Here is a 15,103-nt window from a genome sequence, read left to right on the forward strand (position 1 = left end):
TAAACACGTTTTAGAATATAACTATTAAAAAGATATGTTTACTTAATGAATATTCAGTCAATTATGTAAATACAATAATCTTTCTCTATCCCCCTTGGAGCCGAGCAATTAGCTTTTACTAGCTGCTTATAAATTTACAATTCGTCTACAATTCAGACACATTCTTCATGATACTTTCGAAGAAGTTAATGATAATATTAACTTGTTGAATACGACATATTTCGACAAATACAAAATAATCTTCTTTACCCAAGAATCCCTGCCCCTGCCTATCAGGGATTCTTGTATTTACTTTTTATAAAATTCAAATTTTTTACCCCTTCATATCCATTCGGTTCTTGCAATCTTCTTCACTAAATCTTTTCGTGCATCGCTTCACCAATCGAAAATGTAATGAATCAAGAGATCAACCAAAATGATAAGTAAAACGTACAAATCGATTTTGGAAGCAACATTCTTAAAAAATAAAAAACGTATCTCTCATTATATTGAGGATACGTTTTTTATTTACAAAAGAAGACCTACTCTGCAGAAAGAGTTATTGATATCGTTCGAGATGAATTGAATGATACATACAATGTAACCATTCAATTCACCTTTATTCGATTCCGAATAAAATTGAGCGTATCAGTCCCTATTTTCTTTTTCTTTAATACAATACCAGCATGCCCACAATTATATATATATCTTGTTGGCCTATCCCATGAAGACCACAAGTAATCAGTATCTTCAAAGTGTACGTATTCATCATATTTAGCTGTTATTAATAGGATATTTTCCTTTTTCACTTTTGGCAAAGCTTGACTTGGCTCCGTAACTTTCCAGTAATCGATTAATTCTTGATATGTAACGCCATGATTTTCTAGGTCTGACTTAATATACTTACCAGGATCCGTATTCCAGATTGAATAGGAAATTCGATTCGCATAAAATATTGAGGCTAATACATCTATATCCGGTTCAACTAGAGATGTTAAATTGGTGATAAAGCCCCCTAAGCTAATTCCAATTAATACAATTGGACCTTCTTTATTCGTTTTTATCCAGTTAATTAGTGTTCTTAAATCAACAACAGCTTGCTGGGTTGATCTTACTGTACGTTGTATATTAGCACTTACCATAAATTCCCCGCTGTATAAAGAGTTATCTGGTTCTCTATCAAAATGAAATGGAAGTGTGAAATAATACATGTTCCAACCCAAATCCATAATTTGATTATGAAATATTTTCTTTACTCTATCATTTGAATCCATTCTCCAGCCGTGTACAAATATTACATTTGCAGCTGCTTCATTATTATTTATATAAGCTTCACCAGTTACAAGATCATTACGACTATATCCTGTTTGTATTCCGCTCTCATATTTAAATTTGCCAGTCTTATAATTTTTAATATCCGAACTTTTTAAGTCAAATGATATGTCAGTTAATTGTTTTTTGTAAAAGGCCTCGATATCTTTTACTTCACCTTTTATACTTGGCAATGGGCTAAATTGAAAGTTCTTGCTTCGTTTCCTATGTAAATCATATAAAGCAAATCGTTCGACCATCTTTGTAATCAACATAATACCTTCCCCTATATACGACGGTTTTTAGCGACGAATATCTATTTTTGTATTTATTTGAAATAACTGACGTTTTATTACTATTAAAACACACTATATATTAACGAACAAGTATTCTCGAGGTTACAATTTATTCGACCTATGTTAACTTAGAAGGCATTTTAGCTTAATTAAAGGGGAACGGAAAGCTAGAAAACTCTTGGTATATCACAAAAATAAAAAAGCCGTTTTCCTTTTAAAAAGGAAAACGACTTTTCATTATTAACACATACTCTGCATTAACGCCCTCGTCTTTTCTGTCCTTGCTTTGTACTACTTTTCTTTTTACTTGGTTTATGAGATGATCGCTGTTTGCCATTTTGGGATCCTTCGCGATTATCTCTTTGACGATATTGACCTGTTTTTTGGGGTTTCTTTGTGTGTTCTTTTTTCTTTTGTTCATTTTTGGCATTTGCTTGATGTGCAGATATTTCCAACTCTTGTCTCTGCAATGTTGTGCCAATACCTTTTTCAATCTCTTTTAAATACATTTCATCTTTTGGTGCAACAAATGTAATGGCAAGTCCTGACCCACCCGCACGTCCAGTTCGTCCAATTCGGTGTATATAACTCTCTACATCTTCAGGAATATCGTAGTTAAATACATGTGTTACACCTTCTACATCTAATCCACGAGCGGCAACATCTGTTGCGATTAAGTATTGAATTTTTGCATCTCGGAAACTTTTCATCACTCGTTCACGTTTTCCTTGAGATAAATCACCGTGAAGTTCATCGCAATTATAACCGTACCCTTTTAAATCATCATATAGCTTACTTGCTCTCCGCTTTGTACGGCAAAAAATAACTGCTAAAAACGGTTGATCACGGTCCATTACATAGCGCAGCGCATCTTGCTTTGTACGGTCTGTCGTTTCAATCACACGTTGCTTAATATTATTCACCGTTACTTCTTCACTTTGAATTCGAATCATCTCAGGCTCTTTCATGTAACGCTTCGCAAGTTTTTTAATATCTTTTGGCATTGTCGCTGAAAACAACATCGTCTGTTTACTCTCAGGTGTTACTTCTAAAATATCCTCTATATCATATAAAAAACCGAAATGAAGCATTTGATCCGCTTCATCTAATACAAGCATAGAAACATTGGATAATACAATCGTCTCACGGCGTAAATGGTCTAATAAACGTCCTGGCGTTGCTACAACAATGTGTGTATTTCCTTTTAATTTCCTCATTTGCTGCGCTACATCTTGACCGCCATATATCGCAAGAACATTGATATCCTCTTTATGAACAAGCATCTTTTCAATTTCAGTTGTAATTTGCAGTGCTAATTCTCTAGTCGGCGCAACAATTAAAGCTTGTACATCACTTGATTCAGGATCAATTTTTTCTAAAATTGGTAAGATGAATGCCAGTGTCTTACCTGTACCAGTTTTTGCTTGTCCAATTATATCTTTTCCAGCCATAACAACAGGGATTGCTTGTTCTTGAATTGGCGTTGCTTCAGCAATCCCATTTTCACGTAGTGTATGATTAAACGTTTCACTAATTCCTAATTCTAAAAAGTTTTTCAAACAGATCACTTCTTTTCCTTATTTTTCACATTAAGCTCTCATTGTACCATTTGTTTCACTAAATATGAAAAATAAGATAATTCTTATCTCCTTTTTTCATACTCACTATGAATCAATTGGATTAGTTCTTCCTATTTCTCTTTTGATGTTGTTAGCAATTTCATATTAACAGGCGCCAAAATAAACTTCTTTATTTTTTGATTATTCCAAACGATACCTGTATACCTAGTATCTTCATGTACATCTCGAAACCATTCTTGTTCACTTAGCTTCGCAATATAATGTTTTAACTTCGCGTCAGTCCTCGGATAAAACAAGGTAATATCTGCTATTATATCAAACAAAAGCCACATGTTTTCTCCCCACCAAGCCTCTTCTTTTTTATTCATATGAGTATAAACAACAAGAAAAAATGATAAGAAGGGTTATTTTGTCGATTGTTTGTCTATCCTTTTAAAAAATCTATATTTTTAAACGCATTTACATAATGTTAAATATACTTTTACAAAATTAATGAAAAAACGAAATATGGAGTGATTATATGGAGAAACAGAAACTATGGAAAAAATTGAAAAAAGGTGCAACAAAATTAGGTAAGTCTGGCGTGTATGAGAGTATTATTTTATATTACACCTTAAAAAAGAACGGATTACCTGCTAAAGCCAAGATAATTATATTAGCTGCGCTGTCCTATTATGTATGGTCAATCGATTTCATCCCGGATTTAGCAGCTATTATTGGAATTGGCTTGTTAGATGACGTTATTGCAATTGCTTGGGCACATAGATATATCATGGTACATACAAATGCCGAAATTCGCAAAAAGGGAAAATTGAAAATGGAATCCCTATTTGGATCAGCACATGCATAATGCAAAAATAAGAAAGACGGTTTTCATAACCGTCTTCTCTGTTAACTATACATGAAGTTGTTCTACATACATCCCTAAACAATCCAACATTCTTTTCATTTCACGTTCTTTATAATGATTTAGGCAAGCAATTTGGACCCAATTATTTTGCTGTAAATAGGATGATTCATATTGAATAATAAATCCTTGCAAGGCTAATGAATCTCCTATTTCCTTAGAAGAAAGTTCTTTATCTAATGCAATTGTAAGAATGATAGATGAGGTATGCTCTTTGGGAGATACAAGTTGTAATCCCATATTGGTAACAGCTTCTTCAATAAAAGCATATGTTTGATATATCTTCTTATACTCGGCTTCATCTTCAAATTTCTTTAGCGCTTCTTGTAATGCATATATTAAATTCCAAGATTGTGAATACGGTACACTCCCGTTTTCCGCGTACATTCCTATATCCATGTAGATAGGTAATGTTTCATTTGCATTCACAATATGATTGTAAAATACAAAAGATAATCCCGTGTATGCTCCAATTGCTTTTCCGCTAACTCCGCTGGCAAAATACACATCTTCTAGAGAGAATTGGATTGCTCCAATAGAACTAATACAGTCTACACATAATTTAATACCGTACCTTTTACCAATTCCAATTAACGTTTCTAAATCATTTAACATACCGGTGGACGTTTCATGATGAACAAACCATATCCATTCATACTCTTGATGTTTCACTAACTCCCCTATTTCATTGTATAAAAATGGTGTTCCCATTTCTCGTTCATATGTATCAAATGATAAGTTTACTCGGTTTGCCTGCTTGATTAAACGATTCCCAAACTCACCATTTGTTAAAATTAACCCACGTCCCTTTAATAACTTCAACTGTAAAGCGATTGAATCATTTGCTAATGTACCTGTCCCAAGCATGATTTGTACATGCTTGGCTTTTGTCATTTGCAAAAGTCGTCTTTTCACATTCTCCATCACAGCTTTAAATTGGTTGGAACGATGCGAAATTGGATTAGAAGCAAATGCTTGCTGGACATTTTCACCAATCTCGACAGGTCCTGGTAAAAATGTATATTCTTTTTTTACTACATTTATAATACTAGATTGTTCAAACATTTTTGGGGTGATATACATCGGCTGGAATGCTGCTTGCTCTGTCCCAACTAATGTATAAAAAGGACGAAAACCTATTTGTTCATAAAGTGCAAGTTCACGTGTTGTTGCTGAAATGAGCGCTAAATCATACCCATTTAGAAGCAAATAGCGATGTAAAAATCGAATCAATCCGAGTAAAGCTCTTCCGCTTCGATATTCTTGCTCTACAGCTAATAAACGGATTTCATATACACGATCACCACGTTCTGGTAACCACTTATCTAAATGAAGTATTTTATTATCTAATGAGAATGGCCGTGTCCCCCTTACCGCAACCATTCCTACTAATCTTCGACCATCTAAACATATTAAATATGTATTTTCTTCATGGAACAAATCTATACGTTTGCGCTCTTCTGTTTGTTCATGCTGCGGAATTTCTTCTACAAATGTTTTATAATTTAATTTATGAATACTTTCAAATTCCCAAGTTTGATCAGCAATTTTATACATTAACCCCATGTTTTACTCTCCTTTATTTTCTATGTGCGTACAAAATCAATAGAATCATGCAAACACTTAATATAATTGCTACCATAGAATACGAGTATGCAATCATACAAAGTGGTAGGCAAGCGACTGTAATTAAACCAGCCTTTGTGAAACTCTTAAAAATGAAATAAAATAAAATAAATACAAACATCAGAGTAAGCACTATTAAATAATTGAACACAAGCAGTCCGCCAATAAATGTCGAAATTCCCTTTCCACCTTTATATTTAAAGAAAATTGGATATATATGACCTACAATAACTGCTAGTAACGAGAGTAATGAAAATATAGACTCCCCAAATAAGATTCTCGCTATATAAACAACAATTGCCCCTTTTAGCGCATCTCCCAAAAATGTAGCAAGAAAATATCCTTTCCCATATAAACGCCCCATATTCCGTGCACCAGGGTTTCCACTACCAGCTTCTCGAATATCTATCCCATATTTCCATTTTATAATCATATATGCTGTTAATACATTTCCAACCATATAAGCGCCTATTACATACAGAAACTGGTTGATATGAATCATATAATCATTCGCTTTCTAATTACTATTTTCAATACAATCTTTAAGCATAATTAGCAAAGAAGTAAACGATACAATAATATATAAAACCTGCTACCATTGCAAAGCCTATCAATTTCCATGCAATAACATGTACAGATTTCATGTATTGTAAAATATATCCTAATAACCATGCTATATACAAACTTATAAGTATTATAACTTGCGTTTTATGTACCGGAACTTTATCGATTCCTATAATGGCTATAATGTTCACACATACGATAAACAAGAAGATCGGAAATAAAATTCTAAATAAAAAAATCCATATTTTAATACCCAACTCCAAATAACACTTCCTTTTTTGTAAATAATACCAAATATTCACTTTTAAAACGAGAGTGCTATATTGAAAACTATGTTTAAAATAAAGTAGATTTTTTTGTAGCTAAAAAATAAGCTCCTTTTGCTGCTGAAATTTCCCTATGAATAAAATTTATTTTATTGATATTCTTTTCACAACACCGCTTAAATTCAGCGTATATTTCTGGTGCAGAGCATAAAATCCCACCTTTCACTGCAATTGAAATTGGTACTTCAAATGACATTTTTTTATACACATCAACTGTAATTGTGGCTAATTCTTCACTAGCTTTTAATATAATTTTGAGCGCATCATTATTACCTTTCCTTGCTTCTTCTATTACAAGAGAAGCAATCGCAGCAACCTGATCTTTCTGTGAGGAATATACAAGTTGTTTTATATCAAATGGTGTATGAATAGGAACTTGATTTTGTATTGCTGTGCTAAGATTGCAAAATTGAGCACCTTTATCGTACTCGATTGTCATCCTTTTTAACGCTTGTAAAGCAATCCAATACCCACTTCCTTCATCTCCTAATATATGGCCCCATCCTCCGCTATACTCAAATTTTTCTCCTTTTTTCCCTAAGCAGATAGCACCTGTTCCCGCTATTGTTAAAATACCATCGTTTCCTCCTAATAAAGCGGCATGCGCAATTACTGCATCATCATAAATTTCAATATTTGTTTGATATTTCGTTTTTAAACGCTCTTTTAACGCATTCATATCTATACTTTTCACACCAGCCAGCCCTAAACAAATACAAACGCAGTTCTCTTTAGATAAGCTTTGTTGACATTGATTAATTGCCTGCATAATATGCGATACAGCTTTCTCATAATCTAATAAAACATTTCCGAAACTGCTCATACTTCTTGCTATTTCTTTACCATTTTGGTCAAATGCAATCGCTTCTGTTTTTGTCCCACCACCATCTACGCCGATCATATACTTCATCTTTCCACCCTCTTTTTCTTACCTCACAATTGGAGGGAATGTTACATTACCTAAAACGACAGAATGTCTTGCCCCTGTAGCACTTGGTACATTACTTGGGTTACGATGATATGTTTCATTTGCTAGCACAGCAAAAGCTATTGCTTCTTTTGCTTCCGATGAATACCCCAGTTCTTCTTGTCTAAATACCTTACAAGATTCCTCTTTCAAACTTTCTTTTATCATTTCTACAAGTGTTTTGTTATAACTTCCACCTCCGCCAAGAATAACTTCATCGATATAATAATAAGGAAAAATATCTTTTTGAAAATGATGAACAATCGAGTTTGCTGTAAACATTGTTACAGTAGCTATAATGTCCTCCTTACTGTGCCCATTAAATTGCTTTAACAATTCATCTGTAAACTCTTCTCCAAACTGTTCTCTTCCTGTTGATTTGGGTGGTGAAATTTCTAAAAACGGATGTTTCATACAATAGGAAAGCATTTCATCTATCACATTTCCCTGTTTTGCTATGTCCCCATTTTTATCAAAAGACTGCTGAAATAATCGTTGACACACTTCATCTATCACCATATTTCCTGGTCCCGTATCAAAGGCAATCGCTTCTTGTTTAGCTACTCGGCTTGGAATGACGGTTACATTCCCTATTCCGCCAATATTTTCGAGTACTCGATTTTTATTTTGGTCTCTATATAAAATGAGTTCTGAATATGGAACAAGCGGAGCTCCTTGACCACCAGCCGCCATATCCATCGTTCGAAAATTTGAAATGACTGTTGTTCCTGTTTCATAGGCTATAACTGCAGGTTCTCCGATTTGTAGTGTTGATGGAACCATCTTTCCCTCTTGAACAGGATGATGATAAACTGTTTGACCATGTGAGCCAATTAAATCTAATTGTTCTATTGGAAAATTAGATTGTTTACAGACTATTTTCACTGCATCGGCAAAACATTGTCCGAGTTTAAAATTTAAACTACATATAAGTTTTACATTAGAAGTTTCTATCGACAACGCTTGCTGAATTTCACTTTTTATTTCTCTTGAAAACCGTGCTGTAATAAAAGGAATAAGTTCCACTTTTGTATCCTTACCATTTCCTTCAATATGGACAAGAGCAGCATCTATGCCATCTAAAGAAGTACCAGACATTAAGCCAACAATATACATAGTATCACCTCTTTATTTCTTTAAAAGACAATCATATAGGTAATAAATATACAACCAACTAGAAAAAATACAAATCTAGCAATTAGTTGTACTTTTGATGAATACGTACCATCTATAAAGGATATAACAATTGTTAGCATTATACTTGCCGAAATACTCGTCACAATCCATATACTATACATCTGTGATACATCTAACATTCTTAATAGAGGCGTAAACAGAAGGTTTGAACAGATCACTACAAATAGTAGCAAAAACACACCTTTATAACTGAATTTTATCCCCACTTCATTTCACCTTCTTCTATTGATAAAACAGATTCGTTTCACCTTTAATCATGAAAGAAGTGATAGACTCGTTGCCTATCACTCAAATACATGTCTGTATGATTTCTTCGCATTTCGCATTTCTCATTCTTACACATTCACAGAATCTTGTTCGTCATCACCGCTTTTTTCGATTTCAATCATATTTTTATCGTACATTTTAAAGAATGGCAGATAAATAAGGAATGAGATTGCTATATTAATGAAGACTAATACAACCGCTCTCCAGTCCCCACCCGTCGCTAAATATGCACCAATTGGAGCTGGCAATGTCCACGGCGGCATAATATAAGTCGCAGTTACAAGTCCCATTGCAGTTGCGGTATAAGCAATGGTTGCAGTCACAAGCGGCGTAATAATAAAAGGAATAATTAAGATCGGGTTTAATACAATCGGAAGTCCAAATATAACTGGTTCATTAATATTAAAAATCCCAGGTACAATGCACGTTCTTGATAGCGCTTTAGAATATTTTGATCTACCGAAGACAATCATGGCTAATACAAGTCCTAACGTAGCTCCGGAACCGCCAATCCATATAAACCATTGATATAATGGCTCCGGTGCAATAAATGGTATACTGCTTGCTCCATCTGCAACTGCAGCAGAGTTTTTACCAAGATAAACTTCCCATAAAGGACGGGCAACTGTCCCAACAACAGAAACACCATGTATACCAAATGACCAGAAGAATGTAATTAGAAACACAGGTAGAATAACTCCAAAATAACTATCACCAGCTTTTACTAATGGTGCAGCTAGCTTATCAACTAAATGGTGTAAATCAATGCTAAAAACAACTGTGATAATACTCATAATAATAATAACGAAAGCAGCAGGTATAAGTGCTTCAAAAGAACGAGATACAGACGGTGGTACTTGTTCTGGCATCTTAATCATCACATTTTTCGTCTTACAGAATCTCAAAATCTCAACCGATAAAATGGAAACAATCATTGTAACAAATAACCCATGTCCCCCAAGGTTTGTCATTGGAAGCATAAACCCTTTCTTATCGATTAATTCAGGCGTCAATGTAAGGAGCAAGGAACAAACTGCAAGCTGGGCTCCTGATAATGCATCTAATTTGTAACTTTTCGCTAAATTATATCCAATACCAAAGGCGATATAAAGCGACATAATAAACATGGTTAATCGATATGGTATTAAAATACTTGTTATATGCTTTGCTGCCCAGATTGAAATAAAACTATCTTTCGGGAGAGGCGGAAACGCCACGATTAAAAAGAAACTTCCTACAATAATAAACGGTAATGCTGAAATTACACCGTCACGAATCGCTTGTAAATGCCTTTGCTCAGAAAGCCTTGCCATTGGGCTAGATAAGTTATTCTCAAGAAACGAGATAAACTTATTCATACTACTCTCCCTCCTAATGAATGAGTTCTTGCACTGTTTTTAATAACGTCGGACCACCAAGTGGTGTATAAGCCTGCGGCGGAATCACACCACAAGGAACAGACTGCTCATCTGCTATTTTTTTCACTGCAACAAATCTATGCCTTACTTGCGGAGCAACCATTACAACGTCCCAGCCATTTTTCACCTCTTCTTCCACTTCACTCGTGCCAATTGCGTGCACGTCCATACTGATTCCTTTCTTCTCAGCTTCTTTTTTTAAAGCGTTTACAACAATTGAGCTGGACATTCCTCCAGAACATACAAACAGAACTTTCATTTCATAATCCTCCTATATGCTTTAAGTAATTTTCATCCTTTTTCAAGGACTGTCAAAACACCACTGAAAGGAAGTTTCACGTTATTAAAAATGATATGAAGAATATAGACAAATTAGTTCTGATGAAATGAAATTTCAGTAAAAAAAATTTTTATATGAAATAAAATTTCCAGTACCCTACTTTCTCAATTGTGAATCTTATATTCACGTGATATAGTAGTCTCGATAATAGAATATGTAAGGAGGCGTACGATGATTTTTAGAAGATTATTAATGAGTTGTTGTAGCGTCATCTTGATTATTCCCTTCCTGTTCATAACCTCTAGCCCCATACAAGCTGAAATACCCACTACGTATCAAAAACATGAATTACGCGCTGCATGGATCGCATCTGTGCTCAATATTGATTGGCCCTCTAAGCCAGGGCTACCTATTGAAAAGCAGAAACAAGAATTTATCAAACTACTAGATGATGTGAAAAATGTAGGTATGAACGCAGTTGTTGTGCAAATTAAACCAACCGCAGACGCTTTTTATCCTTCCCAATATGGTCCTTGGTCCGAATATCTTACAGGCGTGCAAGGAAAAGACCCCGGCTATGATCCGCTTGCATTTATGGTTGCAGAAGCCCATAAAAGAAATCTTGAATTTCACGCATGGTTTAATCCGTACAGAATTACGATGAACCATACAGATATAAACCGACTAGCAGAAAATCACCCCGCAAAACAACATCCCGATTGGATTGTAACTTACGGAGGAAAACTATACTATAATCCTGGTATTCCAGAAGTAAAAAACTTTATAACTGAAGGAATATTAGAAGTTGTACAAAATTACGAGATTGATGCTGTTCACATGGATGATTATTTTTATCCTTATAAGATAGTTGGGGAGGAATTTCCAGACCAGAATACCTATGAAACTTACAATAGTGGAAAATTCTCTAACATTGAAGACTGGCGTCGCAATAATGTCAACCAACTTGTTAGTGGTTTAAATACCGCTATTAAACAAGAAAAACCGTATATCAAATTTGGAATTAGTCCATTTGGTGTATGGCGGAATATAGCTGACGATCCAACCGGTTCTAATACAACTGCTGGACAAAGAAATTATGATGATCTATATGCTGACACACGAGAATGGATTCAAAAAGGATATATCGACTATATTACACCACAAATTTATTGGAATATCGGATTTGCACCTGCAGCATATGACATATTATTAAATTGGTGGGTAAAAGAAACTGTAAACAAACCTATTCACCTATATATCGGGCAAGCAGCATATAAAATTAATAATAACTCAGTACCTGCATGGTCAAACCCTGAAGAATACCCAAGACAAATTACGCTAAATCATCAAAATTCACAAATAAAAGGTAGCATGCACTTTAGTTTAAAAGATATAAATAAAAATCCATTAGGGATAAAAGACCGACTAAAAAATGACATTTATAAACACCCTGCATTAATCCCACCAATGACTTGGCTAGATCACGATCCACCTAAACAACCCACTTTAAAAGGGGCTATTCCAAGAAATGAAGGTATCGCTTTAGGCATTATTGATGATAGAAACAACGACTCTGCTTATTATGCCATCTACCGAGTAAACGGAAAAAATGAAGTCGATATTCAAAAATCCGAGAATTTACTTACTACTTTACGAAAAACAAAACCTGGAGAAATTTATGTAGATAATACAGCTGTATCTGGGGAGATATATACGTATGTAGTAACTGCAGTGGATCGGTTGCATAATGAAAGTATTCCTTCTAGTAAAACTACTATAAAAGCAAAATAATTATGAAATCTCTCACTCTAAATGTGAGAGATTTTACTTTACACATATAAATAAACTACTATTTTCTCAGTTCACTATATTGAATGTGAATTCTATTCTAAAAACATAAAATCTAAAACTACATAAACTGGACTTCAGCCGGTAGATTAAGCCATGAATGGATTATTCGGAATACCAGAAACTGATATTGAAGACAAAGAACAGCAAAAAAGAGAACTTAAAAAATACTTAGTATTTAAATATTACTTTTATTTTGCATACATATTTCATTCCTTATAAAAAACCAGGGAAAATCAAAGTTCCCTTGGTTTTTTAATTTTCTTGTATTATCAAGCGTCTACTTTTTTTGTCTCTTTCTTCCTCCAAAGATTCCCTGGCCAAAAAGCGAAACGGCCTAAAACAACTGTAAGTGAAGGGACAAGAAGTGGTCTTACTATAAATGTATCTAGTAGTACTCCTATTGCTGTAACAATACCAAATTGAACAAGTACTTGGATTGGTAAAGTAGCTAATACAGCAAATGTTCCTGCTAAAATTAACCCAGCAGACGTAATAACACTACCTGTTTGTACCACCCCATTTTTAACTGCTTCAAGGTATGGCTGGCTTCTTTTATTCTTCCATATTTCAGAAACCATAAATATGTTATAGTCCTCTCCTAATGCTACTAAGAACACAAATGCATATAGAGGAATTGCTCCTTGTATTGCGGGAGTATCCATACCATAGTGAAGTAGTAACCAACCCGCCCCTAATGCAGAGAAGAATGATAATACCACTGTTACAATTAAGTAAATCATCGCCACAATAGAACGCAAATAAAAAAGTAATAATAATGCGATAATACCAATCATAACTGGAATAATCACATTTTGGTCACGTTCAGTCGTTTGTTTCGTATCGTATAATGTAGCCGTTTCTCCTCCAATCCAAATATGATTATTAGCATCACTTATTTCAGCACTCTTCATTACCTGTTTCAAACTTTTTCTTAACTCAGGGATTTTATTCATTCCCTCAATAGAATACGGATTATCTTTTATTGAAACTTCATACATTTGTAATTGATTGTTCTGTTTCCCTTTCACTGGTTCTGTTACTTGATCTACAAAAGAAAGTTTTGTTAATTCTTCTTTGACAGGTACATCTTTTCCTTTTGTATCAACAATAATTTGTACAGGTGCTAACTCTCCAGGTGAAAAATGATCAGAGATTAAATCAAATCCTTCACGTGAAGGCATATCTTTTGGAAATGATTCTAATAAATCATACGTAAATTGGATGCGTGGAACAAATGAAGCTAACCCACCTAATAGGAATAAAGTTAGCAGGATAATCGTCCATGGTTTACGGATAACAAGATCTCCAAGTTTTTTGCTTAAGAATCCTTTTGATTCTTTTACTTTGAGTGTTTTCTTTTTTTTCTTAGCGAGTTCTTCATTCATTTCTTTTGTTCTTGGGATGAATGGGAAAAATGCTATTCTGCCAAAAATAGCTAATAATGCCGGTAAAATCGTCAATGAAGCGATTCCCATAAGAAAAACAGCCACACTAAATGGTACTGCAAATCTATGGAAAGAACCAATATGAGCAAGTAATAAAGTACCTAATCCTACTACAACTGTAAGAGCACTCATAATAATGGCTCCACCTGATTCTATAATTGCAAGTTGTATCGCTTTAAATTTATTTTGCTCTACAAGAAGAAACTCTCGATATCTTGAAATTAAAAATAGACAATAATCCGTACCAGCTCCAAATAATAGTACAGTCATAATTGAAATTCCCTGTGCATCAGCAGCAATCCATCCTTTATCTGCTAGCAGTCCTAAAGTTGGACTAATTATTCCATAAGCAAATCCAACTACAATCAAAGGTAAGATTGCTAAAAGTGGCGAACGATAAAGAAGAATAAGTAGAACTAAAACAAGCAATACAGTTGCAACTAATAATTTCACATCGGCCTGACTAAATATGCTTACTGCATCAGTCTGAATACCAACTAGCCCTGATAGACGTACATGCAAACCAGAATCAGAAATCTTTCTTTTAAATGGATCATCTCCCAATGTATTCTTTATAACACGCTGCAGTTCAATCATATTCTCTTGTAGCATATCTGTCCCTGCAGTTTTATCAAAAAACACAGGTGTTACAAGAGACGTGCCATCTTCTGAAAGACTTTTTGCTAACACTTGGTGCGGTATGGTATCAAAAGGTGGTAACGTTGATTGACCCTTTAATGGCGAATTTCTAAGCTTTTGATAAGTATCTTGAATTGTCTTAAAATCCTTCTCTTCTAAACCTTTATCTTTATGCCAAACAATAAGAACAGGGTTTCCTGAGTCCTTCGGAAATTCTCTCTTAATCATATTATTGGCCTGTTGTGACATAGCCGTTTCAGGAAGATTAGGGGCTGTCTCATCTTCAACAGTATTCACAGCTGGCCAAGTAAACGATAAAACGAGTGTCAATAAGACCCATACAAAAAGGGTAATCCACCTTGCTTTTGGTCCCCCGACATATTTCCCCCATGTATAAAGAAGATGCTTTTTCATCATATTCCACCTTTCAGACTAACTATAGAATCAATT

The 15,103-nt window shown here is 34.4% G+C and carries 13 protein-coding genes and 1 pseudogene; 3 read left to right on the forward strand and 11 right to left on the reverse strand.

The annotated features are described in order from the left end of the window. Positions 1-587: 587 nt before the first annotated feature. The 3 genes from LOK41_RS13915 to LOK41_RS13925 form a co-directional block, all read right to left on the reverse strand. Complete coding sequence (locus LOK41_RS13915; protein WP_241817060.1) at positions 588-1,565, reverse strand: alpha/beta hydrolase; 978 nt, start codon at positions 1,563-1,565, stop codon at positions 588-590. Positions 1,566-1,843: 278 nt separating this feature from the next. After that, complete coding sequence (locus tag LOK41_RS13920) at positions 1,844-3,154, reverse strand: DEAD/DEAH box helicase (RefSeq protein ID WP_241817061.1); 1,311 nt, start codon at positions 3,152-3,154, stop codon at positions 1,844-1,846. A gap of 122 nt (positions 3,155-3,276) precedes the next feature. Beyond that, the gene (locus LOK41_RS13925; protein WP_241817094.1) at positions 3,277-3,498 is read right to left on the reverse strand and encodes a hypothetical protein; all 222 of its coding nucleotides are present in this window, start codon (positions 3,496-3,498) and stop codon (positions 3,277-3,279) included. A gap of 188 nt (positions 3,499-3,686) precedes the next feature. Here LOK41_RS13925 and LOK41_RS13930 point away from each other — a divergent pair, with 188 nt between their 5' ends. After that, a complete protein-coding gene (locus LOK41_RS13930; RefSeq protein ID WP_241817062.1) occupies positions 3,687-4,016 on the forward strand; it encodes a YkvA family protein in 330 nt (109 codons plus the stop codon). A gap of 45 nt (positions 4,017-4,061) precedes the next feature. Here LOK41_RS13930 and LOK41_RS13935 read toward each other — a convergent pair whose 3' ends face one another. The 7 genes from LOK41_RS13935 to LOK41_RS13965 form a co-directional block, all read right to left on the reverse strand. Further along, a complete protein-coding gene (locus LOK41_RS13935; protein ID WP_241817063.1) occupies positions 4,062-5,639 on the reverse strand; it encodes an aminotransferase class V-fold PLP-dependent enzyme in 1,578 nt (525 codons plus the stop codon). A 13-nt stretch (positions 5,640-5,652) separates the two neighbouring features. Then, positions 5,653-6,201 (reverse strand): glycerol-3-phosphate 1-O-acyltransferase PlsY, encoded by a 549-nt coding sequence (plsY, locus tag LOK41_RS13940; protein WP_174099716.1) that lies wholly within the window; start codon positions 6,199-6,201, stop codon positions 5,653-5,655. Positions 6,202-6,599: 398 nt separating this feature from the next. Further along, positions 6,600-7,499, reverse strand: a complete 900-nt coding sequence (locus LOK41_RS13945; RefSeq protein WP_241817064.1) for a BadF/BadG/BcrA/BcrD ATPase family protein — start codon at positions 7,497-7,499, stop codon at positions 6,600-6,602. Between the two features lie 18 nt (positions 7,500-7,517). Next, on the reverse strand, positions 7,518-8,672 hold the full coding sequence (gene anmK, locus LOK41_RS13950) for an anhydro-N-acetylmuramic acid kinase AnmK (RefSeq protein ID WP_241817065.1): 1,155 nt from the start codon (positions 8,670-8,672) through the stop codon (positions 7,518-7,520). Between the two features lie 20 nt (positions 8,673-8,692). After that, positions 8,693-8,959 (reverse strand): hypothetical protein, encoded by a 267-nt coding sequence (locus LOK41_RS13955; protein ID WP_241817066.1) that lies wholly within the window; start codon positions 8,957-8,959, stop codon positions 8,693-8,695. Between the two features lie 129 nt (positions 8,960-9,088). Continuing rightward, on the reverse strand, positions 9,089-10,378 hold the full coding sequence (locus LOK41_RS13960) for a PTS sugar transporter subunit IIC (protein WP_241817067.1): 1,290 nt from the start codon (positions 10,376-10,378) through the stop codon (positions 9,089-9,091). 13 nt (positions 10,379-10,391) lie between these two features. Further along, positions 10,392-10,697 (reverse strand): PTS sugar transporter subunit IIB, encoded by a 306-nt coding sequence (locus LOK41_RS13965; protein ID WP_174099711.1) that lies wholly within the window; start codon positions 10,695-10,697, stop codon positions 10,392-10,394. A 252-nt stretch (positions 10,698-10,949) separates the two neighbouring features. On the opposite strand from LOK41_RS13965, the gene LOK41_RS13970 reads away from it, so the two are divergent. Both LOK41_RS13970 and LOK41_RS13975 read left to right on the forward strand, forming a co-directional pair. Beyond that, positions 10,950-12,509, forward strand: a complete 1,560-nt coding sequence (locus LOK41_RS13970) for a glycoside hydrolase family 10-like protein (RefSeq protein WP_241817068.1) — start codon at positions 10,950-10,952, stop codon at positions 12,507-12,509. Between the two features lie 60 nt (positions 12,510-12,569). After that, a pseudogene (locus LOK41_RS13975) lies at positions 12,570-12,728 on the forward strand (DUF4021 domain-containing protein); the annotation flags it as partial. A 110-nt stretch (positions 12,729-12,838) separates the two neighbouring features. Here LOK41_RS13975 and LOK41_RS13980 read toward each other — a convergent pair. Next, positions 12,839-15,067 carry an MMPL family transporter gene (locus LOK41_RS13980; RefSeq protein WP_241817069.1) on the reverse strand — a complete coding sequence of 743 codons (2,229 nt, stop codon included), beginning with the start codon at positions 15,065-15,067 and terminating at the stop codon, positions 12,839-12,841. Positions 15,068-15,103: the final 36 nt, after the last annotated feature.

The sequence above is a fragment of the Bacillus sp. TL12 genome, from assembly GCF_022625245.1.
Taxonomy (GTDB): domain Bacteria; phylum Bacillota; class Bacilli; order Bacillales; family Bacillaceae_G; genus Bacillus_A.